Source organism: Pseudomonas cremoricolorata DSM 17059 = NBRC 16634 (genome assembly GCF_000425745.1).
GTDB classification, from domain to species: Bacteria; Pseudomonadota; Gammaproteobacteria; order Pseudomonadales; family Pseudomonadaceae; genus Aquipseudomonas; species Aquipseudomonas cremoricolorata.
On the sequence record NZ_AUEA01000009.1, the window covers coordinates 202929 to 223747 of the forward strand.

Sequence of the window (20819 nt, forward strand, 5' to 3'; positions counted from 1 at the left end):
GCCGTTGGCGGACTCTTTCGTTCAACGTCTGCAACGCGTGATCGCTGCAGTCGGTGACCAAGTGTAGAGCATGAGTCGTGCCAAGCTCACTGCTCGACTATAACGTCGTGAAAATCGCGGGGTTTGATCTTTTTCAACGAACCTGTAAGTAAGTATTCGTGCGGAATACCGAACGACTGTCGGCGCACCGTTCGGTTATCCGAATGAATAGGTGCACCGACGCGTTTCTCAGGCTGCTGCGGTGGACCGCTGCGCGGTTTCTGCCAGGTAGTCCGCCAGGGCCTGCTGTTCGCTTTGGTTCAGCGAAAGACCCAGCTTGGTGCGTCGCCAGAGGATATCGCGGACCTCCAGTGCCCATTCGTTGGCGCGCAGGTAGTCGACTTCGCGGCTGAACAAGCCGGCGCCGAAGGCCTGACCCAGGTCGGCAGGCCCGCTGACACCGTCGAGCATCTGCCACACACGGCTGCCGTAGGTGACTGCCCAGCGCTTGGCGATGTCGGCTGCCAGCCAGCTGTGACGCGCCTGCAGTTGCTCGCAGAGCGCCTGCGCGGTGCTCATCTGCTCACCGCCTGGCAGTGGCGCTTCGGCGGTCCAGCTGCCGCGCATCTGGCTGAAGAACGGCTTGAGCTCGGCCATGGCCGATTCGGCCAGTTTGCGGTAGGTGGTCAACTTGCCGCCGAATACCGACAGCAACGGTGCCTGGCCACTGCTGGCCGACAACGCCAGGGTGTAGTCACGGGTGACGGCCGAGGGGTTGTCCGATTCGTCGTTGCACAGCGGTCGCACCCCCGAGAAGGTGTGGCGAATGTCGCTGCGGCTCAGCTGGTGATTGAAGTGGCCATTGACCACGTTCAGCAGGTAGTCGGTTTCTGCTTCGGTGATCGCCACTTTGGCCGGGTCGCCGCTGTATTCACGGTCGGTGGTGCCGATCAGGGTGAAGCGGTCGAGGTAAGGGATGCAGAAGACGATGCGTTTGTCCTCGTTCTGCAGGATGTAGGCCTGCTCGCCTTCGTAAAGGCGCGGCACCACCAGGTGGCTACCCTGGATCAGGCGAATGCCATAGGGCGCGGTGAGCTTGAGGTCATCTTTGATGAAGCTTGCGACCCATGGCCCGGCAGCATTGACCAATGCCCGGGCGCGGATGCTGTAGACGCTGCCATCGGCGCGCTGCAGCTCGACCTGCCACACGCCGTCGACGCGTTCGGCACGCAGGCAGCGCGTGCGGGTGTGGATATGCGCGCCGTGTTCGCGGGCGGCCATGGCGTTGAGCACCACCAGGCGCGCGTCGTCGACCCAGCAGTCGGCATATTCGAAGCCGCGGGTGATGGCCGGCTTGAGTGGATATCCCGGGCCGAAACGCAGGCTGCGCGAGGCACCAAGACGCTTGCGCTTGCCCAGGTTGTCGTAGAGGAACAGGCCGGCGCGAATCATCCATGCTGGGCGCAGGTGAGGGCGGTGGGGCAGGACGAAGCGCATCGGTTTGACGATGTGCGGGGCCTTGGCCAGCAGCACTTCACGTTCGGCCAGCGCCTCGCGAACCAGGCGAAATTCGTAATGCTCCAGATAGCGCAGGCCGCCATGGATCAGCTTGCTGCTGGCCGAAGAGGTGTGCTGGGCCAGGTCGTCCTTTTCGCACAGAAACACGCTGAGCCCGCGGCCTGCGGCATCGGTGGCGATGCCGACACCATTGATGCCGCCGCCAATCACGGCAACGTCGTAGCAGTCGGCAAGCGGGGGCGTGGAGGTGACGGGCTGGGACACGGTGAAGGCCTCCTGGGCGCGAGTATCAGCAAAAGTGAACACTAATGTTCGTTTGCGAAAATACTAGCCCAGGTATATTTCAATCTCCAGTGTGTTGATTGGGTTTTTGATCTTTTTTCGACGAAACGAACATTATCGAACATTGACCTGATCGATTCGCATGTCTGCTGCGTCAGGGGGAGTGCTGGTTACACCAGGTCCAGGCGCACCTTGTGCTCGTTGAGCAGTTGGGTCAGCGCAGGGGAGGGCGGCTTGTCGGTCACCAGGCAGTCGACCAGGCTGATCGAACCCAGGCGAACCATGGCATTGCGCCCGAACTTGCTCGAGTCGGCAGCGAGAATTACCTGGCGCGCGTTGGCGATGATCGCCTGGGACACCCGCACCTCCTGATAGTCGAAGTCCAGTAAGCTGCCGTCTTCATCGATGCCGCTGATACCGACCACGGCAAAATCCACTTTGAACTGGCTGATGAAATCGACGCTGGCCTGACCCACCACACCGCCATCCCGGCGCACCGTGCCGCCTGCGACCAGGACTTCGAAGTCTTCCTTGGCGCTCAGAATCGAGGCCACGTGCAGGTTGTTGGTGATCACCTTCAACTGGCTGTGGTTGAGCAGTGCACGGGCAATGGATTCGGTGGTGGTACCGATATTGATGAACAGCGAGGCGTGGTCGGGGATTTGCCCGGCGACGGTTTCGGCGATGCGTTGCTTCTCGTCGCGCATCTGGTCAGCGCGCATGCTGTAGGCGGTGTTTTCGATGCTCGAATCGTAGGCAGCGCCACCGTGGTAACGGCGCAGCATGTTCAGCTCGGCTAGCTGGTTGATATCACGGCGGATGGTTTGCGGGGTGACGACGAACAGCTGCGCCATCTCCTCGATGCTGACGTAGCCGCGTTCGCGGACCAGCTCGAGGATTTGTTGCTGGCGTGGAGGCAGATTCATGGGCGGTCCTTGGGGGCTGCCGGACAAATGCTGCAATCATGCCGTAGGAAAGGGATGACGGCCAGTGCGTCGGGGTCTACACGGTCCGTAGGCCAGCGGCGCTGGGTGTCAGAAAACAACCGCAGCACCGCTGGCGTTGCACTGATCAGGCGTCGTGATCTTCCCAGTCGCGGGTACGCTCGATGGCTTTTTTCCAACCGGCGTAGAGCTTCTCTTTTTGCCCATCGTCCAGTTGTGGGCTGAACTCGCGCTCGATCACCGCCTTGTTGCGCAACTCCTCCAGCCCGCTCCAGAAACCGCAGGCAAGACCGGCCAGGTAGGCCGCGCCAAGGGCCGTGGTTTCGCGCATTTTCGGGCGCTCGACGCAGGTGCCGAGGATGTCGGCCTGGAACTGCATGAGGAAGTTGTTGGCCACCGCACCGCCATCGACGCGCAGTTCCGACAGGCGCTCGCCGCAGTCCTGCTGCATGGCGTCGAGCACATCGCGGGTCTGGTAGGCAATCGACTCCAGGGCCGCGCGGATGATGTGGTCGACCTTGACCCCGCGGGTCAGGCCGAACAGCGCGCCGCGCGCGTACGGGTCCCAGTAGGGGGCGCCCAGGCCAGTGAAGGCCGGCACCAGGTACACGCCATTGCTGTCCTTGACCTTGCTGGCGAAGTATTCGGTGTCCAGCGCGTCATTGACGATCTTCAGTTCGTCACGCAGCCATTGCACGGTGGAGCCGCCGTTGAAGACCGCGCCTTCCAGGGCATAGGCCACCTCGCCACGCGGGCCGCAGGCGATGGTGGTGAGCAGGCCGTGGGACGAACTGACCGCCTTGCTGCCGGTGTTCATCAGCAGGAAGCAGCCTGTGCCGTAGGTGTTCTTGGCCTGACCCGGCTCAACGCACATCTGCCCGAACAGCGCCGACTGCTGGTCACCCGCGATACCGGCGATGGCGATACCGCTCTTGATGTGGCCATAGACCTCGGAAGACGAACGCACCTCGGGCAGCATCTGCCGCGGGATGTCGAGAATCTCCAGCAGCTTGTCGTCCCACTCCAGGGTATGGATGTTGAACATCAGCGTGCGTGAGGCGTTGGTGTAGTCGGTGACGTGGACCTTGCCACCGGTGAATTTCCAGATGAGCCAGGTATCGATGGTGCCAAACAGCAGCTCGCCGCGCTCGGCGCGTTCGCGCACGCCCTCGACGTTGTCGAGGATCCACTTGAGCTTGGAACCTGAGAAGTACGGGTCGGTGACAAGACCGGTGGCTTCGCGGATGTAGTCGGCATGCCCGTCGCGCTTGAGCTGGGCGCAGATTTCGGTGCTGCGCCGGCATTGCCAGACGATGGCGTTGTACACCGGCCGACCGGTCTCGCGGTCCCATACGACGGTGGTTTCGCGTTGGTTGGTGATGCCGATCGCGGCGACCTGGGCATGGCTGATGCCGGCCTGGGCCAGCGCCTCGACCATGGTGCCGCTTTGCGTGGCGAAGATTTCCATCGGGTCATGCTCGACCCAGCCGGCCTGCGGATAGTGCTGGACGAATTCACGCTGGGAGGTGCCCACCACATTGGCATCACGGTCGAAGATGATCGCTCGCGAACTGGTGGTGCCTTGATCCAGGGCGATGATGTAGTGCTTGTCCTGGGTGTCTGTCATGGTCGTTGGCCTGCAAGAAGAAGAGGGTCCGGGTATCGCGGGTGGCTGCACCCGGCATCGACATCAGGAAGTCTGGGTTTCACCCTGGGCAGTATCGTCGCTCAGCGGCGCTTCGACCGGCCCGGGCAAGTGCCGGGCGATGAGCACACGGTACAGTCCGGCACCGAGGCAGGCGCCGAAGATGGGGGCGAAGATCGGTACCAGGAAATAAGGAATGGTTCGACCACCGGTGAAGGCAATTTCGCCCCAGCCAGCGAAAAAAGTCATCAGCTTGGGGCCGAAGTCCCGCGCCGGGTTCATCGCAAAGCCGGTAAGCGGCCCCATCGCGCTGCCGATTACTGCGATCAGCAGGCCGATCAGCAAGGGCGCCATCGCGCCGCGTGGCAGTCCGTTGTTGTCATCGGTCAGGGCCATGATCACGGCCATCAGGATCGCCGTGATGACGGTTTCCACCAGGAAGGCCTGGGCCGTGGACAATGCGGCATTGGGGTAGGTAGAGAACACTGCCGACAGTTCCAGGCTCGCTTCACTGCCGCGGGTAATGGCGTGCAGGTGTTCGTAATCGAAAAACAACGCGCTGTACAACGTGTAGACCAGCGCCGCGGCGCAAAACGCGCCGAGCACCTGAGAGGCGATGTACAGCGGCAACTTGCGTTTCTCGAAACCGGCGAACACTGCCAGGGCGATGCTCACGGCCGGGTTCAGGTGAGCGCCCGATACCCCCGCGGTGAGGTAGATCGCCATGCTCACGCCGATTCCCCAGATGATGCTGATTTCCCACAAGCCGAAGCTTGCGCCCGCGACCTTGAGCGCGGCGACGCAGCCGGTGCCGAAGAAGATGAGTAGGGCGGTGCCGAGAAATTCGGCCAGGCATTGAGCGGCCAGGGTGGGCTGTCTTAGAGCATTCGTCATGTATGACCTCGTTTCTTGTTGTAGTGAGACGCGCTGTGCGCCTGACAGCAAGGCCCGTGGTCGATCCAGTTGACGTCGGGCAAGTAAGGAAGCTGCACCAGGAAAGTGCACCCTCTATTCAAAAACGAAAAAATATAGACAAGAAACGCGGATGTCAAAGGTCGAAACTGAACACTGGGCCATATTCTGACCAGAGTCATAGAGAACGTCCATTGGCCAGGCGCACCGACCTATGGCTGGGCATGGGCTTTTCTTCTACAGTAGCGGCCCCACTGGCCTCGTCCGGAGTCGCCCATGACACCCGCCCTTGACCTGCTGAAGAAGGTCCGCGCCGAACATCGCGTACACAGCTATGAACACGATCCCAAATCCGCCTCCTATGGCCTGGAAGCCGCCGAGAAGCTTGGGCTCGATCCACAGCAGGTGTTCAAGACGCTGCTGGCCAGCAGTGAGAAGGGCGAGTTGCTGGTGGCGGTGGTCCCGGTGGTGGGCACCCTCGATCTCAAGGCGCTGGCCCAGGCCGCCGGGGTGAAAAAGTGCGAAATGGCCGACCCTGGCGCTGCTCAGCGGGCGACTGGCTATCTGGTTGGGGGGATCAGCCCGCTGGGGCAGAAAAAACGCCTGCGCACGTTCATCGACGCGTCTGCGCAATCGTTTCCCAGCATCCATGTGAGTGCTGGACGGCGTGGGCTGGAAGTGGAGCTGGCGGCGGCGCTGCTGGCGCAGTATACCCAAGGGGTGTTCGCCGCCATCGGACGCTGATGCCGCGCGGCCGCCTCGGTCGAGGCGGCGGGCACGGAAGGGCTCAGAGCGGCGAGCTGTGGCGGCGCACGCCGTGCTGTTCGGTCAGTTGCGCCGCCACGCTGCCAGAGACGGCGAACAATACCAGGTGCTCGGCGGCAACCTTGATACCCACCTCTTCACCGACCTGATGATCGTTATGGCTGGGGAAAATCGCCTCCAGCTGGCTGCCGGTCGGCAGTTGCAGGCGATACAGCGTCGAGGCGCCGAGGAAACTCTTGCCGACCACCCGCGCACGCAGTGGGCTGTCGGGTGCGTAGACCAGATCGTCCGGACGCAGCAGCACATCGACCGGGCTGCCTGCGGTCATGGAATAGGCGCGATTGCCGCGCAGTTCGCCCAGTTCGGTGCTGACCGCTTCATGGCTGCTCATTTGCCCGCGGATGAAATAGCCCTGACCGACGAAGCTCGCCACGAACGGCGTCTGCGGTTCGTGGTACAGGTTGTACGGGCTGTCCCACTGTTCGAGACGGCCTTCCTTGAACACGCCGACCTGATCGCTCACGGCAAAGGCTTCTTCCTGGTCGTGGGTGACCAGAATGGCGCTGGTGCCGCGGCTCTTGAGAATGTCACGCACCTCGTGGCTCAGGCGTCGACGCAGTTCGACGTCGAGGTTGGAAAACGGTTCGTCGAGCAACAGCAACTGCGGCTCGGGGGCCAGCGCACGGGCAAGCGCCACACGCTGTTGCTGGCCTCCGGAGAGCTCGTGGGGGTAACGGGCGCCCAGCCCGTTGAGCTTGACCAATGCCAGCATCTCGTCCACCACCTCGGTCTGGCGCGGGTGCTTGGCGATGCCGAAGGCGATGTTCTGCGCCACGGTCAGGTGGGGGAACAGTGCGTAATCCTGGAACACCATGCCGATCCGACGTTTTTCCGGCGACAGGGTGAAGCCGGGCCGCGAGATGACCTCGCCGGCCAGCTGGATTTCGCCATCGTGCACCGGTTCGAAGCCTGCGATGGCGCGCAGCGTGGTGGTCTTGCCGCAACCCGAGGAGCCCAGCAGGCAACCAATGTCGCCGGCATTCAAGTGCAGATTGAGGTTCTGGACGATGCGTTGATCGCCATAGCCACAGGCCAGGTTGCGCAGATTCAGCAGTAGGGAATGACTCATGCGTGGTGGTAAGCCGGTTCGATGACGAATTCGAGAAGGGCCTTCTGCGCATGCAAGCGGTTTTCAGCTTGATCCCAGGCGACCGAACGGGGGTCGTCGAGCAGATCATGGCTGATTTCCTCGCCCCGGTGGGCAGGCAGGCAGTGCATGAACAGGGCGTCGGGTGCCGCCAGGTCGAGCAACGCTCGGGTCACCTGGTATGGCGCGAAGTGCGCCAGGCGCCGTGCAGTTTCCTCCTCCTGGCCCATGGAAGTCCAGACATCGGTGGTCACCAGATGCGCGCCGCTGACCGCCGCCTGCGGATCGCGCACGATCTGTACGCGATCGCCCCCCAAGGCCATGAAGCGTGGGTCTGGATCGTAGCCTTCCGGGCAGGCGATGCGCAGCTGAAAGTCGAACTGCACGGCAGCTTCGATGTACGAGTTGCACATGTTGAAGCCGTCACCGACCCAGGCCACGGTCTTGCCCTGGATCGAGCCGCGGTGCTCGATGAAGGTCTGCATGTCGGCCAGCAACTGGCAGGGGTGCGATTCGTCCGACAGACCATTGATGAGCGGTACGCGTGAGTTGGCGGCGAACTCGGTGAGGGTGTCGTGGGCATGGGTGCGGATCATCACCGCATCGACCATGCGCGACAGCACCTTGGCGCTATCGGCGATCGGCTCGCCGCGACCCAGTTGGGTGTCGCGCGGGGAGAGGAAAATGGCCTGGCCGCCGAGCTGAATCATGCCGGCTTCGAATGACACGCGAGTCCGCGTCGAGGATTTTTCGAAAATCATCCCCAGTACACGATTTTTCAGCGGCTCGAATACCACGCCGCGGTTACGCAGGTCTTTTAGCTCGATGCCTCGACGGACCACGCCGATCAATTCGTCAGCAGTGAAATCCAGCAGGGAGAGAAAGTGCCTAGCGCTCATGATTGACTACCTTAATTGCAACGTTTTGCAGGCCGCCGTTGGCTTTTCTTGACAACGGCAATGGCCTGCGGCGTAAGCCGCATAGCGCGGACGGAAATGGGGAAAGGCGCAATACTATAATTAAATGTCGCTTGAAACCAAGGGGTCTTCAGGCGGATCGCGCGCAGAGTACGGCGCCGATAGTGGGGCGGCCGTTGTTTATTTGTTACATCGGTTGTACACGGCTCGCCCATCGCTTGGCAAACCCCTCGTCGCTTCTGAACTGTGCGGGTCGTCAGTGACTGCCGGGCTGTGTCTGCTGCAACGCAGGCGCGGGGTGATATCGCCCGGTCGGTATGACCGAGCAGGCTGATCGGCTTTCCGATACAATGCCCCACCGTGCCGACGAACCTGTCGGAAAGTTCAGCCGAGGTGCTTCATGGATATCATCGAAACAATCAAAGAGCAGATCGCCAACAACACCATTCTGCTTTATATGAAAGGCTCGCCGAACGCGCCGCAGTGCGGCTTTTCGGCCAAGGCTTCCCAGGCTGTGATGGGCTGTGGTGAAAAGTTCGCCTACGTCGACATCCTGCAGAACCCGGAAATCCGCGCCAACCTTCCCAAGTACGCCAACTGGCCGACCTTCCCACAGCTGTGGGTAGGCGGCGAGCTGGTCGGCGGCTGCGACATCATGCTCGAGATGTTCGAAAACGGCGAACTACAGACCCTGGTCAAGGACGCCGCTGCCAAGGCCAAGGCCGCCGAAGCCTGAGGCTGCTTGACAGCTACCGGTGCCCGTCGTGACCTCGACGCCGGCACCGGCCAGGTTGGAATGAAAAAGCCCCGCTACGCATGCACGTAGCGGGGCTTTTTCGTGGGCCGGAATATTACTCTTCGCCCATCTGCGACTGCAGGTAGTTTTCGATACCGATCTTGTCGATCAGGCCCAGCTGGGTTTCCAGCCAATCGATGTGCTCTTCCTCGGACTCGAGGATGTCTTCGAGCATGTCACGGCTGCCGAAATCACCCATGGTTTCGCAATGAGCGATGGCGGCTTTGAGGTCGGTCAGGCCTTTGCGTTCGAGGGTCAGGTCACACTCGAGCATTTCCTTGGTGTGCTCACCGATCAGCAGCTTGCCCAGATCCTGAACGTTGGGAATGCCTTCGAGGAACAGAATACGCTTGATCAGTTTGTCAGCGTGCTTCATCTCGTCGATGGATTCTTTGTACTCGTGCTTGCCGAGCTTGTTCAGGCCCCAGTCTTCGTACATACGGGCATGCAGGAAGTACTGGTTGATTGCGACCAGCTCGTTACCGAGGATCTTGTTGAGATGCTGGATGACGCTGATATCGCCTTTCATGTCTGGGTGCCTGCTATAGGAAAAGATGCCAATAGCAGCAAGTCTGAGCGCGTCCTTGCAGGGTGTCAAACCTAAGTTATTGAATAATAAGTGAAATTTAATGGGAATAAGAATGTTTGTGAACCGCGTTAGAGCGCTAACTTGTTGAATTTAGGACATAAAAAAACCGGACGCGAGGCCCGGTTCTTCAAATAAGCGCTATTTAAGCGGCGGTAAATTCTACCGCGAATGTCGTGGTCTGCTGGCTGACCTGGAGTTCGGTGAGCGTTTCGCGGACCACCTGCTTGGCCAGGCAGGCGCATTTTCCGCACTGCGTACCGACTTGGGTGGTGTCGCGTACTTCCTTGTAGCTGCAGCATCCTTCGTAGATCGCTTCGCGGATCTGTCCATCGGTGACACCGACACAAAGACACACATACATAAGGCTGACCATCGCTTGGAGGTTCGATGGGTTGGAGCTTAATGGTAATGATAATGCTTGTCAAAACGCCCCGGCGCTTTCCTCCGCCACGGCGACCGACGGTAGATTCGGACTGTCACCTCAAGCCGTGTATGATGGTCGGCCTTGTGTGATCCCGGTCGAATACGTTCCGCCGGGCGTTAATCGTTGCCCCTCATCAGGAGATAAAGAATGAGCGTTCTCGTTGGCAAGCAAGCCCCTGACTTCACCGTTCCAGCCGTACTCGGCAGCGGCGAAATCGTCGACAGCTTCAACCTGGCCTCGGCCATCAAGGGCAAGTACGGTCTGGTGTTCTTCTACCCACTGGACTTCACCTTCGTTTGCCCCTCCGAACTGATCGCCCTGGACAACCGTATTCCTGACTTCGCCGCCCGCGGCGTGGAAGTGATCGGTGTCTCCATCGACTCGCACTTCACCCACAACGCCTGGCGTAACACCCCAGTCAACAATGGTGGCATCGGCCAGGTCAAATACACCCTGGCGGCCGACATCACCCACGAAATCTGCAAAGCCTACGACGTCGAATCCGAAGGCGGCGTGGCCTTCCGTGGCGCCTTCCTGATCGATACCAACGGTGTCGTGCGTTCGCAGATCGTCAACGACCTGCCGCTGGGTCGTAACATGGACGAGCTGCTGCGTCTGGTCGATGCCCTGCAATTCCACGAAGAGCACGGCGAAGTCTGCCCTGCCAACTGGAAGAAAGGCGACAAAGGCATGAACGCCTCGCCTGAAGGTGTTGCGGCTTACCTGAGCGAGAACGCCGGCAAGCTGTAAGGGAACAAAAAAACCGGCCTCGATGGCCGGTTTTTTTAGCTGCAAGTTGGGAGCTGCAAGCGGCAAGCGGTCGGCCTTCTCTTGTCACTTGCCGCTATCCTCAATGTGAACGCCAACCGCCCATGTCTTTCCAGCGGTTGACGATGGCGCAGAACAGCTCGGCGGTCTTCTCGGTGTCGTAGCGGGCCGAATGCGCCTCGCGTCCGTCGAAGTCGATATCGGCGCTTTGGCAAGCACGTGCCAGGACGGTCTGTCCGTAGGCCAGCCCCGCCAGTGTGGCGGTGTCGAAGCTGGAGAACGGGTGGAACGGGTTGCGCTTGATGTCGTTGCGCGCTACCGCGGCATTGAGAAAGCCCAGATCGAAACTGCTGTTGTGGCCGACCAGAATTGCCCGCTTGCAGCCATTGGCCTTCAGCGCCTTGCGCACGCCGCGGAAAATATCGGTCAGGGCCGCTTCTTCCTGCACCGCCATGCGCAGTGGATGGTCGAGCTTGATCCCGGTGAATTCCAGCGCTGCCGCTTCGACGTTGGCGCCTTCGAACGGCTCGACGCGGAAGAAGTAGGTGTGTTCCGGGAACAGGAAGCCTTTGTCGTCCATGCCGATGGTCACTGCGGCAATTTCCAGCAGGGCGTCGGTGGCGCTGTTGAAACCGCCGGTCTCGACGTCAACGACCACCGGCAGATAGCCACGAAAGCGCTCGGCCATCGGGTGGCGTGGGCCGCTGTTACCCTGGCTTTCTTGCTCGTCTTCGTAATGCTCGTCGCTCACGCGTGTTCCTCCAGCAGGCGCCAGCGCAGTGTTTCACCCGCGCGCAGCGGAATGACGGTCTGCTCACCGAAGGGCAGGGCGTCGGGAGCCGTCCACGCTTCACGGACCAAGGTAATGTGATCGGTGTTGGCCGGCAGGCCATAGAAAGCCGGGCCGTGCAGGCTGGCGAAACCTTCCAGCTTGTCCAGCGCGTTGCGCGACTCAAAGGCCTCGGCGTACAGCTCGATGGCAGCGTAGGCGGTGTAGCAACCGGCGCAGCCGCAGGCATTTTCCTTGGCGTGACGGGCGTGGGGCGCCGAGTCGGTGCCGAGGAAGAATTTCGCGCTGCCGCTGGTGGCGGCGTCGAGCAGCGCCACCTGGTGGGTGTTGCGCTTGAGAATCGGCAGGCAATAGAAGTGCGGGCGGATGCCGCCGACCAACATGTGGTTGCGGTTGTACAGCAGGTGCTGGGCGGTGATGGTGGCGGCAACGTTGGCCGAGGCCTCGTTGACGAACTGCGCGGCATCGGCGGTGGTGATGTGTTCGAACACTACTTTGAGGGTCGGGAAGCGATCGACCAGACGGCGCATGTGCTCGTCGATGAAGCGTTTCTCGCGGTCGAACACGTCGATGTCGGCGTGGGTGACCTCACCGTGGACCAGCAGCGGCATACCGGTCTCGGCCAATGCCTCGATGGCCGGGAAGATGTTGTCGATGCTGGTGACGCCGGAATCGGAGTTGGTGGTGGCCCCGGCCGGATACAGCTTGGCGGCGTAGACGAAACCGCTGGCCTTGGCGGCGAGGATGTCCTCGCGGCTGGTACGGTCGGTCAGGTAAAGCACCATCAGCGGCTCGAAGCTGCTGCCTGCCGGGCGCGCGGCAAGGATGCGACTGCGGTAGGCGCCTGCTTCATCGGCACTGCGCACCGGTGGAACCAGGTTGGGCATGACGATGGCGCGGGCGAAGGTGCGCGCCACGTCGGCAACGGTGTGACGCAGCACGGCACCATCGCGCAGATGGATGTGCCAGTCGTCGGGGCGCAGGAGGGTCAGGCGATCGGACATTGAGGATTCCAGGCGGGTCGAACTCAGGGGGTGAATCCTACCGGAAAACCGCCCTGCGAGCATCACCGCCGAGGCGCCAGCACCGGCCATGTGCGCGCCACTATCAAGTTTTCCCAGCTCCGCCCGATAGCCTGCAGGTATGCCGCAATGATTCATGGAGCCGCCCGTGCGCCAGCGTTACCTGATCGTCCTGACCCTGTTCGTCAGCCTTCCGTCTGCAGCGATGACTTTGCAAAGCCGGATGGAGAACGCTGCCTGGAAGGTCGAGGGTGATCGATTCGAATGCCGTCTGTCACAGCCGATCGAAGGCTTCGGCAGCGGCGAGTTCCTGCGCCGCGCCGGCGAGCAGCCGACCTTCCGTCTGCGCTCGGAAAGCCACTTGCTCGGCGCTGGTTCGGCCAGCCTGTTCGCGGCGGCTGCGCCGTGGCAGCCAGGTCGCGGTGACATCAACCTTGGCAGCGTGCGCCTGGGCAGCAGTGGTGTGCTGTTCACATCGACCCAGGCTCAGGCCAGTCGCCTGATCAGCGGTTTGCTCGACGGCCGCAGTGCCGTGCTGCGCAAGGCCGGCGGTGAAGCGGGGCGGGGCATCGAAGTACGGGTGCTGCCGGTGAGCTTTGCCAAGGCCTTCGACGATTACCTGGCCTGCGCCGGCAAGCTGCTGCCGATGAACTATGACCAGGTGCGGCAGACGCAGGTGGTGTTCCCCGGCACCGAGGCAGAACTGGACAGCGCGGCGCGGGCGCGCCTGGATGTCATCCTCGATTACCTGAAGGCCGATCCATCGGTCAACCACATCGAACTGGACGGCCACTCCGACAACAGCGGCAATCGCTTGAGCAACCGCGAGATGTCCCGCCGTCGCGCCTTGGCGGTGGCCGACTACCTGGTCAGTCATGGCGTGCCGATGGAGCAGATCATCGTGCGCTTCCACGGCGAACGTTACCCCGTGGCGAAGAACAACAGTGCCGCCAACCGCGCGCGCAACCGGCGGGTCAGCATCCAGCTCGAGCGGCTGCCGGTCGCGCCCAAAGCGCAGGACAAAGCGCCGGCAGCCGAGCATCCCGTCGATGCCGCACCGCCTGCGGCCAGCCCTGCCGTCACGCCAGGCGCGGGCGCCGCCCCGGCGGCCACTACGCCGAGCGCCGCGCCTGCGGCTCCTGCTGCCGGTCCGGCAACGGCAGCGCCTGGTCGCAGCTGAGCCAGATAGCGGGCTTGCCGGAGGCACTGTCGCTTTGTCATCACAAGCTGTCGCGCCCCTGTAAATCTGTGCGCAAGGCCGGTAGAATCGACCGCTTTCCGTACAACCCCGTGGAGTGATGGCATGGCGGACGTAAATAAGGTCGTACTGGCGTATTCCGGCGGCCTTGATACTTCGGTGATTCTCAAGTGGCTGCAAGACACCTACAACTGCGAAGTGGTGACCTTCACCGCTGACCTCGGCCAGGGCGAAGAGGTCGAGCCGGCTCGCGCCAAGGCCCAGGCGATGGGCGTCAAGGAAATCTACATCGACGATCTGCGCGAAGAATTCGTCCGCGATTTCGTCTTCCCGATGTTCCGCGCCAACACCGTCTATGAAGGCGAGTACCTGCTGGGTACTTCCATCGCCCGTCCGCTGATCGCCAAGCGCCTGATCGAAATCGCCAACGAAACCGGCGCAGACGCCATTTCCCATGGTGCTACCGGCAAAGGCAACGATCAGGTGCGTTTCGAGCTGGGTGCCTATGCGCTCAAGCCCGGCGTCAAGGTCATCGCGCCATGGCGTGAGTGGGACCTGCTGTCGCGCGAGAAGCTGATGGACTACGCCGAGAAGCACGCCATCCCGATCGAACGTCACGGCAAGAAGAAATCGCCGTACTCGATGGATGCCAACCTGCTGCACATCTCTTACGAGGGCGGCGTCCTGGAAGACACCTGGACCGAGCACGAAGAAGACATGTGGCGCTGGAGCGTCTCGCCTGAGAATGCACCGGACCAGGCCACCTATATCGAGCTGACCTACCGCAACGGCGACATCGTGGCCATTGACGGCGTCGAGAAGAGCCCTGCCACCGTACTGGCCGAGCTGAACAGCATCGGCGGTGCCAACGGCATCGGCCGCCTGGACATCGTCGAGAACCGCTACGTCGGCATGAAGTCGCGCGGCTGCTACGAGACCCCTGGCGGCACCATCATGCTGCGCGCGCACCGCGCCATCGAGTCGATCACCCTCGACCGTGAAGTGGCACACCTCAAGGACGAGCTGATGCCCAAGTACGCCAGCCTGATCTACACCGGCTACTGGTGGAGCCCGGAGCGCGTGATGCTGCAGCAGATGATCGACGCCTCGCAGGTCAACGTGAACGGTGTGGTGCGGCTCAAGCTGTACAAGGGCAACGTGACCGTCGTCGGCCGCAAGTCCGACGACTCGCTGTTCGATGCCAACATCGCGACCTTCGAAGAAGACGGCGGCGCCTACAACCAGGCCGACGCCGCAGGCTTCATCAAGCTCAATGCGCTGCGCATGCGCATTGCCGCGAACAAGGGCCGCTCGCTGCTCTGATCGCACTGCGTGGTATCTGAAAACCCAGTCGCTGACTGGGTTTTTTTTTGCCTGCAGGTCAGGAGGGCGGGTCGGCGCCCGGGGTGATGGTGAGCGATATCTGCAGGCGTTTGTCCAGGTCGTAGAACAGCCAGGTCTGTGGTTGCTGGAGCGGCTTGCCGAGGGCCTGCACGACCCGATTCTCGATTTCCTGCGCTGTGTCTGGGCCCGACAGCGCCAGGGTCATCAGCGGCTTCGGTGCGCTGGCTGCCGCGTCGCTGGCATCGCTGCGCTCTGCGGCGGCGTCACTCGCGCTCATCCAGCCTGAGGGCCGCCACAGCGAGCGGTAGTTGAAGTTCAGCGTCAGAAAGAACAACACCGTGAGGAAGAAAGGAAACGCTACCAGAAACCATGTGTAGATGTACTGGCTCTCGCGGCTGAGAAAGGGTAACGAGGCTAGCGCGGACGCTTCGATGATGCCGGCGAAGATGGCGATGATGCTTAGCGGGCTGATGGACTCGGACTTGTTCATGGCAGGCGATCGGCAGGTGGTCGTGCCTATGTACGCCATGAGGGCGCTCGGGTATAGCGTGCCGACTTTCCCTGGCGGGGCCATCAGCACGGGCGTGCGATGGCGGCGGCAACGACGCAGGATCGGCGTCGGGCGTTCGCAAGGTGAACAATATGTAGGAACTTTCCCTAGTTGGAGTAGGTGTGATCCTAGTAGCCATGCATGGCCGGATTTCTCGTCAGGTACAGGTTAGTCTCCTCGTTTAGTGCGCTTGCAACCACAATAACGAGTCAATGGATATCGCATGAACAAAGTACTGATCGTGGATGATCATCCCGTCATTCGTCTGGCGGTACGCATGCTGATGGAGCGGCATGGCTACGACGTCGTGGCAGAAACCGACAATGGCGTTGACGCACTGCAGCTTACGCGTGATCTGCTCCCGGACATCGTCATCCTCGATATCGGCATCCCCAAGCTCGATGGTCTCGAGGTTGTCGCACGCATGAACACCCTCAGCCCTGACAGCAAGGTGCTGGTTCTGACCTCGCAGTCGCCCGGCCACTTCTCCATGCGCTGCATGCAGGCCGGTGCAGCGGGATATGTCTGCAAACAACAGGAGCTCACCGAACTGCTCAGCGCCATCAAGGCCGTGCTCTCGGGCTATAGCTATTTCCCCAATCAGGCCATGCACGCATCGCGTAATACGGGCGGAACGTCCGAATCGGAGATGGTCGAACGGCTGTCCAGCCGGGAAATGATGGTCTTGCAACAACTGGCCAAGGGGCGCTCGAACAAGGAAATCGCCGACAGCATGTTTCTCAGCAATAAAACGGTGAGCACTTACAAGAGCCGCTTGTTGTTCAAGCTCAATGCACGCTCACTCGTCGACCTCATCGAGCTGGCACAGCGCAACAGCATCGTCTGAGCGCATATGCAGCGCACGTCTCTGGTGTGCCAGGCTCACAGGTCGTAGTCGAAATCTGCCAGTTGACGTTGCAGTCGCCTCTCTTCGAGCAGATTGTCGATAGTGCGGCGTTTGCTCAAGTTGGTCTTGGCAGGTTCGACGGCGACGGGTGTGTCGTCGTCGGAGGTGAAATCATCATCGAGTAGCGTGTCGTCTTTATCGGTGCTCATCTATCACTCCGCGCCATAAGGGCCTCTGGCCGTCCTTATAGCGAGAATCAGCAAGCCGGTAAAAAAGATTTTTTCAATCACAACGGCGCGCAAATGCTATTGCTTCAATCGTCCGAGGTCTTGGCTTTGTACTCGCACAGATCTTCGATTCGGCAACTGCCGCAGCGCGGCTTGCGGGCCTGGCAGACATAGCGGCCATGCAGTATCAGCCAGTGATGGGCATCGAGTAGATAGTTCTTCGGCACGAACCTGACCAGTTTTTTTTCAACCTCCAGCACCGTCTTGCCTGGGGCGATTCCTGTGCGGTTGCTGACCCGAAAAATATGCGTATCGACCGCCATGGCCGGCTGACGGAATGCGGTATTGAGCACCACGTTCGCCGTCTTGCGGCCAACCCCTGGCAATGCCTCCAGCGCCTCGCGAGTGCTCGGCACCTGGCTGGCGTGCTGTTCGACCAGCAGGCGGCAGGTCTCGACGACATTCTTGGCCTTGCTGTTGTAGAGGCCGATGGTCTTGATGTAGTTGCTCAAGCCTTCCACGCCCAGGGCGTAGATGGCCTCAGGCGTGTTGGCCACCGGGTAAAGGCGAGCGGTGGCCTTGTTGACACCTACGTCTGTGGCTTGCGCCGACAGAATCACTGCAATCAACAGCTCGAAGGGCGTGGTATAGGCCAGTTCGGTTTTAGGGTCGGGGTTGTCTTCGTGCAACCTGCGAAAGATTTCCAGGCGTTTGGCAGCATTCATGATTCAAGTGTTTCCAGGGCGACGAGCGTACGACTGGCAGACCGGCGGCACGCTACAGCGATTCGGGCACGGGCTGGCGAACCGCTGCAGGTGTGGATCGGTTACTTGATTCGCTGGCCGGGCTTGGCGCCGCTGTCCGGGCTCAGCAGGTAGATCTCTTCACCGCCAGGGCCGGCTGCCATGACCATCCCTTCGGAAACGCCGAAGCGCATTTTGCGCGGCTTGAGGTTGGCGACCATCATGGTGAGCCGGCCTTCGAGTTGCGCTGGATCCGGGTAGGCCGACTTGATGCCGGAGAACACGTTGCGCTGCTCGTCACCGATATCGAGCGTCAGGCGCAGCAGTTTGTCCGCACCCTCCACGGCCTCGGCCTTGACGATCAGCGCGACCCGCAAATCGACTGCCGCAAAGGTGTCGAATTCGATCTCGGCGGCCAGCGGTTCCTTGGTCAGCTCACCATTGCCCGCTGGCGCTTGCGCTTCGCTCTGGGTGGCGGCCAGGTCTTGCTTGCTGGCAGCGATCATCGCGTCCACCTTGCCTGGCTCGATACGGCTCATGAGTGGCTTGAAGGCATTGAGGGTATGGTTTTCCAGGCGCGTGGCACTGTCTTCCCAGCGCAGCGGGGCGACGTTGAGGAACGCTTCGGCATCGGCGGCGAGCAGCGGCAGCACGGGCTTGAGGAAAATCACCAGTTGGCGGAACAGGTTGATGCCCTGGGCGCAGATCGCCTGTACTTCATCCTGCTTGCCTTCCTGCTTGGCCAGAGACCACGGTGCCTTGTCGGCGATCCAGGCATTGGCACGGTCGGCCAGGGCCATGATTTCCCGCATGGCCTTGGCGAAGTCGCGGTTTTCATAGGCATCGGTGATCGCCGGTGCCGCGTTGCGGAAGGCTTCGGTCAGCTCCGGGGCGGCGTCGCCAGATACCAGCACGCCAGCATTGCCCTTGTGAATGAAACCGGCACAGCGGCTGGCGATATTGACCACCTTGCCCACCAGGTCGGAGTTGACCTTCTGCACGAAGTCTTCGAGGTTCAAATCAAGGTCATCCACACCACGGCCCAGTTTGGCAGCGTAGTAGTAGCGCAGGTACTCCGGCGCCAGGTGATCCAGGTAGGTGCGCGCCTTGATGAACGTGCCGCGCGACTTCGACATCTTCGCGCCGTTTACCGTCAGGTAGCCGTGCACGTTGACCGCCGTCGGCTTGCGCAGGCCGGCACCTTCGAGCATCGCCGGCCAGAACAGCGCGTGGAAGTTGACGATGTCCTTGCCGATGAAGTGATACAGCTCGGCGGTGGAGTTCGCGTTCCAGAACGCATCGAAGTCCAGTTCGGGACGACGCGCGCAGAGGTTCTTGAAGCTCGCCATGTAACCGATGGGCGCGTCCAGCCAGACATAGAAATACTTGCCCGGCTCGCCCGGAATTTCGAAACCGAAGTAAGGCGCATCGCGGGAGATGTCCCACTCCTGCAGGCCGGCATCGAGCCACTCGGCCAGCTTGTTGGCGACCGCATCCTGCAGCGTACCGCTGCGGGTCCACTGTTCGAGCATGGCCTGGAAGTCAGGCAGCTTGAAGAAGAAGTGCTGGGAGTCACGCAGCTGTGGAATGGCGCCGGAAATGGCCGATCTTGGGTCTTTCAGCTCGGTGGGCGCGTAGGTGGCGCCGCACTTCTCGCAGTTGTCGCCGTATTGGTCCTGGGCAGCGCACTTCGGGCAGGTGCCCTTGATGAAGCGGTCGGCCAGGAACATGCCTTTTTCCGGGTCGAAATACTGCGTCACCGAGCGCGTGGAAATGTGCCCGGCCTGTTTCAGGCGTGAGTAGATCAGCGCGGAAAGTTCACGGTTCTCTTCGCTGTGGGTGGAGTGGAAGTTATCGAAGTCCACCAGGAAGTCGGCGAAGTCGCCGCTGTGTTCGGCCTGGACATTGGCGATCAGTTGCTCTGGGGTGATGCCTTCCTTTTCCGCGCGCAGCATGATCGCCGAGCCATGGGCATCGTCGGCGCAGACATAAATGCACTGGTTGCCACGCATCTTCTGAAAGCGCACCCACATGTCCGTCTGGATGTACTCGAGCATATGGCCAAGGTGAATGGAACCGTTGGCATAGGGCAGGGCGCTGGTTACGAGAATCTGACGGGGCTCGGACATGGTGGCTCGGCTACTTATAGGGCATCGGGTGAAGAAAAAGTTGATCGGCCACTATAAAGGCCTGAGGAATATATTTCACCCCGCGTGCACATCTGCTGACGATTGACGGGTTAGCATAGGCGCCTGATCCATTGACTGTCTTGCAACGGGAGCCTCCATGAGTGCCGTCACACGTGCCGCCGTAGAAGGCGTGCTGCGCCAATACACCGACCCTTACCTGAACCAGGACCCGGTTAGCGCCGGGTGTGTGCAGGCCATCGACATCCAGGCAGATCAGGTTCGCGTGCACCTGCGCCTGGGCTATGCGGCCGCACTGTTCAGCAAGGGCTGGGCGCAAGTGCTGGCCAGTGCCGTGGAAAACCTCGAAGGGGTGGGCCAGGCGCAGGTCGAGGTCGACTGGCAGATCGTCGCGCACAAGGCGCAGGCGCAAGTGCCGGGCATGAGCAACGTCAAGAACATCATTGCTGTCGCGTCGGGCAAAGGTGGTGTGGGTAAATCCACCACCGCTGCCAACCTGGCCCTGGCCCTGGCCCGTGAAGGGGCTCGCGTGGGGATTCTCGATGCCGACATCCATGGCCCCAGCCAGGGCGTGATGTTCGGCATCGCCGAGGGTACCCGGCCACAGATTCGCGAGCAGAAGTGGTTCGTGCCGATCAAGGCCCATGGGGTCGAGGTCATGTCGATGGCGTTTCTCACCGACGAGAACACGCCGATGGTGTGGCGTGGGCCGATGGTCTCCGGTGCGCTGTTGCAACTGGTCACGCAAACGGCCTGGGACAACCTCGATTACCTGGTCATCGACATGCCGCCGGGTACTGGCGATATCCAGCTGACCCTGGCGCAGAAAGTGCCGGTGGCAGGCTCGGTCATCGTCACCACGCCGCAGGACCTGGCCTTGCTCGACGCACGCAAGGGTGTCGAGATGTTCCGCAAGGTGAACATTCCGGTGCTCGGCGTTGTGGAGAACATGGCGGTACACATCTGCTCGAACTGCGGCCATGCCGAGCACCTGTTCGGGGAGGGCGGTGGTGAGAAACTGGCCAGTCAGTACGGGGTCGACCTGCTCGCCTCATTGCCGCTGTCGATGCTGATTCGCGAGCAGGCTGACAACGGCAAACCGACCGCGATCGCCGAACCCGACAGCCAGATCGCCATGGTGTATCAGGAGTTGGCTCGGCAGGTGGGCGCGCGCATCGTGCTTCAGGCCGCTGCGGCTCCGGCCATGCCCACCATCAGCATCAGCGAAGACTGACCTAGCGCGGGGCGAGGCAGCACGCCTCGCT

General features: G+C 61.5%; 21 protein-coding genes. 7 read left to right on the forward strand and 14 right to left on the reverse strand.

Annotation, left to right across the window (positions count from 1 at the left end; translation table 11 throughout):
* Window positions 1–228: 228 nt before the first annotated feature.
* From glpD to H618_RS0112180, 4 genes are all read right to left on the reverse strand, one after another.
* The gene (gene glpD, locus H618_RS0112165) at window positions 229–1761 is read right to left on the reverse strand and encodes a glycerol-3-phosphate dehydrogenase (protein ID WP_028695336.1); all 1533 of its coding nucleotides are present in this window, start codon (window positions 1759–1761) and stop codon (window positions 229–231) included.
* A 188-nt stretch (window positions 1762–1949) separates the two neighbouring features.
* The gene (locus tag H618_RS0112170) at window positions 1950–2705 is read right to left on the reverse strand and encodes a DeoR/GlpR family transcriptional regulator (protein WP_028695337.1); all 756 of its coding nucleotides are present in this window, start codon (window positions 2703–2705) and stop codon (window positions 1950–1952) included.
* 145 nt (window positions 2706–2850) lie between these two features.
* Complete coding sequence (gene glpK / locus H618_RS0112175) at window positions 2851–4350, reverse strand: glycerol kinase GlpK (RefSeq protein WP_028695338.1); 1500 nt, start codon at window positions 4348–4350, stop codon at window positions 2851–2853.
* Between the two features lie 63 nt (window positions 4351–4413).
* Window positions 4414–5262 (reverse strand): MIP/aquaporin family protein, encoded by an 849-nt coding sequence (locus tag H618_RS0112180; RefSeq protein WP_028695339.1) that lies wholly within the window; start codon window positions 5260–5262, stop codon window positions 4414–4416.
* Between the two features lie 294 nt (window positions 5263–5556).
* On the opposite strand from H618_RS0112180, the gene ybaK reads away from it, so the two are divergent.
* Complete coding sequence (gene ybaK, locus H618_RS0112185) at window positions 5557–6024, forward strand: Cys-tRNA(Pro) deacylase (RefSeq protein ID WP_028695340.1); 468 nt, start codon at window positions 5557–5559, stop codon at window positions 6022–6024.
* A gap of 43 nt (window positions 6025–6067) precedes the next feature.
* On the opposite strand, the gene H618_RS0112190 is transcribed toward ybaK, so the two are convergent.
* Together H618_RS0112190 and argF are read right to left on the reverse strand one after the other, a co-directional pair.
* Window positions 6068–7174, reverse strand: coding sequence for an ABC transporter ATP-binding protein (locus tag H618_RS0112190; protein ID WP_028695341.1), 1107 nt, complete (start codon window positions 7172–7174; stop codon window positions 6068–6070).
* Window positions 7171–8091 carry an ornithine carbamoyltransferase gene (gene argF / locus H618_RS0112195; RefSeq protein WP_028695342.1) on the reverse strand — a complete coding sequence of 307 codons (921 nt, stop codon included), beginning with the start codon at window positions 8089–8091 and terminating at the stop codon, window positions 7171–7173. Before argF ends, H618_RS0112190 begins: the two co-directional genes overlap by 4 nt.
* 418 nt (window positions 8092–8509) lie before the next feature.
* On the opposite strand from argF, the gene grxD reads away from it, so the two are divergent.
* Window positions 8510–8845: a Grx4 family monothiol glutaredoxin gene (grxD, locus tag H618_RS0112200; RefSeq protein WP_028695343.1), complete on the forward strand. Its 336-nt coding sequence runs from the start codon at window positions 8510–8512 to the stop codon at window positions 8843–8845.
* 115 nt (window positions 8846–8960) lie between these two features.
* Here grxD and bfr read toward each other — a convergent pair whose 3' ends face one another.
* Both bfr and H618_RS0112210 read right to left on the reverse strand, forming a co-directional pair.
* Window positions 8961–9434, reverse strand: coding sequence for a bacterioferritin (gene bfr, locus H618_RS0112205; protein ID WP_028695344.1), 474 nt, complete (start codon window positions 9432–9434; stop codon window positions 8961–8963).
* A 202-nt stretch (window positions 9435–9636) separates the two neighbouring features.
* Window positions 9637–9855, reverse strand: a complete 219-nt coding sequence (locus tag H618_RS0112210) for a bacterioferritin-associated ferredoxin (protein WP_028695345.1) — start codon at window positions 9853–9855, stop codon at window positions 9637–9639.
* Window positions 9856–10065: 210 nt separating this feature from the next.
* On the opposite strand from H618_RS0112210, the gene H618_RS0112215 reads away from it, so the two are divergent.
* On the forward strand, window positions 10066–10668 hold the full coding sequence (locus H618_RS0112215) for a peroxiredoxin (protein ID WP_028695346.1): 603 nt from the start codon (window positions 10066–10068) through the stop codon (window positions 10666–10668).
* A gap of 100 nt (window positions 10669–10768) precedes the next feature.
* Here H618_RS0112215 and rnt read toward each other — a convergent pair whose 3' ends face one another.
* Both rnt and pyrC read right to left on the reverse strand, forming a co-directional pair.
* Window positions 10769–11437 (reverse strand): ribonuclease T, encoded by a 669-nt coding sequence (gene rnt / locus H618_RS0112220; RefSeq protein ID WP_028695347.1) that lies wholly within the window; start codon window positions 11435–11437, stop codon window positions 10769–10771.
* Window positions 11434–12480 carry a dihydroorotase gene (gene pyrC / locus H618_RS0112225; RefSeq protein WP_028695348.1) on the reverse strand — a complete coding sequence of 349 codons (1047 nt, stop codon included), beginning with the start codon at window positions 12478–12480 and terminating at the stop codon, window positions 11434–11436. The genes rnt and pyrC overlap by 4 nt, the downstream gene beginning before the upstream one ends.
* 166 nt (window positions 12481–12646) lie before the next feature.
* Between pyrC and H618_RS0112230 the strand changes: the two genes are divergently transcribed.
* On the forward strand, window positions 12647–13678 hold the full coding sequence (locus H618_RS0112230; RefSeq protein ID WP_028695349.1) for a flagellar protein MotY: 1032 nt from the start codon (window positions 12647–12649) through the stop codon (window positions 13676–13678).
* A 123-nt stretch (window positions 13679–13801) separates the two neighbouring features.
* Complete coding sequence (locus H618_RS0112235; protein WP_028695350.1) at window positions 13802–15019, forward strand: argininosuccinate synthase; 1218 nt, start codon at window positions 13802–13804, stop codon at window positions 15017–15019.
* A 58-nt stretch (window positions 15020–15077) separates the two neighbouring features.
* On the opposite strand, the gene H618_RS0112240 is transcribed toward H618_RS0112235, so the two are convergent.
* Complete coding sequence (locus H618_RS0112240; protein ID WP_028695351.1) at window positions 15078–15530, reverse strand: hypothetical protein; 453 nt, start codon at window positions 15528–15530, stop codon at window positions 15078–15080.
* A 283-nt stretch (window positions 15531–15813) separates the two neighbouring features.
* Here H618_RS0112240 and H618_RS0112245 point away from each other — a divergent pair, with 283 nt between their 5' ends.
* Window positions 15814–16437 carry a response regulator transcription factor gene (locus H618_RS0112245; RefSeq protein WP_028695352.1) on the forward strand — a complete coding sequence of 208 codons (624 nt, stop codon included), beginning with the start codon at window positions 15814–15816 and terminating at the stop codon, window positions 16435–16437.
* Window positions 16438–16472: 35 nt separating this feature from the next.
* Here the strand turns inward: H618_RS0112245 and H618_RS22940 are convergent, their stop codons facing one another.
* The 3 genes from H618_RS22940 to metG all read right to left on the reverse strand — a co-directional run bounded on the left by H618_RS22940 (window position 16473) and on the right by metG (window position 19536).
* Window positions 16473–16646, reverse strand: a complete 174-nt coding sequence (locus H618_RS22940; protein WP_028695353.1) for a PA3496 family putative envelope integrity protein — start codon at window positions 16644–16646, stop codon at window positions 16473–16475.
* A gap of 104 nt (window positions 16647–16750) precedes the next feature.
* On the reverse strand, window positions 16751–17389 hold the full coding sequence (gene nth / locus H618_RS0112255) for an endonuclease III (RefSeq protein ID WP_028695354.1): 639 nt from the start codon (window positions 17387–17389) through the stop codon (window positions 16751–16753).
* A gap of 101 nt (window positions 17390–17490) precedes the next feature.
* On the reverse strand, window positions 17491–19536 hold the full coding sequence (gene metG / locus H618_RS0112260; protein WP_028695355.1) for a methionine--tRNA ligase: 2046 nt from the start codon (window positions 19534–19536) through the stop codon (window positions 17491–17493).
* Between the two features lie 157 nt (window positions 19537–19693).
* Here metG and apbC point away from each other — a divergent pair, with 157 nt between their 5' ends.
* Window positions 19694–20788, forward strand: coding sequence for an iron-sulfur cluster carrier protein ApbC (gene apbC / locus H618_RS0112265; RefSeq protein ID WP_028695356.1), 1095 nt, complete (start codon window positions 19694–19696; stop codon window positions 20786–20788).
* Window positions 20789–20819 lie beyond the last annotated feature (31 nt).

Excerpts from the sequence above, each read along its gene's own strand:
- H618_RS0112245 (WP_028695352.1), top strand. The coding sequence starts at position 15,814 with ATGAACAAAGTACTGATCGTGGATGATCATCCCGTCATTCGTCTGGCG.
- ybaK (WP_028695340.1), top strand. The coding sequence starts at position 5,557 with ATGACACCCGCCCTTGACCTGCTGAAGAAGGTCCGCGCCGAACATCGC.
- H618_RS0112190 (WP_028695341.1), bottom strand. The coding sequence starts at position 7,174 with ATGAGTCATTCCCTACTGCTGAATCTGCGCAACCTGGCCTGTGGCTAT.
- glpK (WP_028695338.1), bottom strand. The coding sequence starts at position 4,350 with ATGACAGACACCCAGGACAAGCACTACATCATCGCCCTGGATCAAGGC.
- H618_RS0112235 (WP_028695350.1), top strand. The coding sequence starts at position 13,802 with ATGGCGGACGTAAATAAGGTCGTACTGGCGTATTCCGGCGGCCTTGAT.
- apbC (WP_028695356.1), top strand. The coding sequence starts at position 19,694 with ATGAGTGCCGTCACACGTGCCGCCGTAGAAGGCGTGCTGCGCCAATAC.
- metG (WP_028695355.1), bottom strand. The coding sequence starts at position 19,536 with ATGTCCGAGCCCCGTCAGATTCTCGTAACCAGCGCCCTGCCCTATGCC.
- argF (WP_028695342.1), bottom strand. The coding sequence starts at position 8,091 with ATGAGCGCTAGGCACTTTCTCTCCCTGCTGGATTTCACTGCTGACGAA.
- H618_RS0112170 (WP_028695337.1), bottom strand. The coding sequence starts at position 2,705 with ATGAATCTGCCTCCACGCCAGCAACAAATCCTCGAGCTGGTCCGCGAA.
- bfr (WP_028695344.1), bottom strand. The coding sequence starts at position 9,434 with ATGAAAGGCGATATCAGCGTCATCCAGCATCTCAACAAGATCCTCGGT.
- nth (WP_028695354.1), bottom strand. The coding sequence starts at position 17,389 with ATGAATGCTGCCAAACGCCTGGAAATCTTTCGCAGGTTGCACGAAGAC.
- pyrC (WP_028695348.1), bottom strand. The coding sequence starts at position 12,480 with ATGTCCGATCGCCTGACCCTCCTGCGCCCCGACGACTGGCACATCCAT.
- H618_RS22940 (WP_028695353.1), bottom strand. The coding sequence starts at position 16,646 with ATGAGCACCGATAAAGACGACACGCTACTCGATGATGATTTCACCTCC.
- H618_RS0112215 (WP_028695346.1), top strand. The coding sequence starts at position 10,066 with ATGAGCGTTCTCGTTGGCAAGCAAGCCCCTGACTTCACCGTTCCAGCC.
- H618_RS0112180 (WP_028695339.1), bottom strand. The coding sequence starts at position 5,262 with ATGACGAATGCTCTAAGACAGCCCACCCTGGCCGCTCAATGCCTGGCC.
- H618_RS0112210 (WP_028695345.1), bottom strand. The coding sequence starts at position 9,855 with ATGTATGTGTGTCTTTGTGTCGGTGTCACCGATGGACAGATCCGCGAA.
- grxD (WP_028695343.1), top strand. The coding sequence starts at position 8,510 with ATGGATATCATCGAAACAATCAAAGAGCAGATCGCCAACAACACCATT.
- H618_RS0112240 (WP_028695351.1), bottom strand. The coding sequence starts at position 15,530 with ATGAACAAGTCCGAGTCCATCAGCCCGCTAAGCATCATCGCCATCTTC.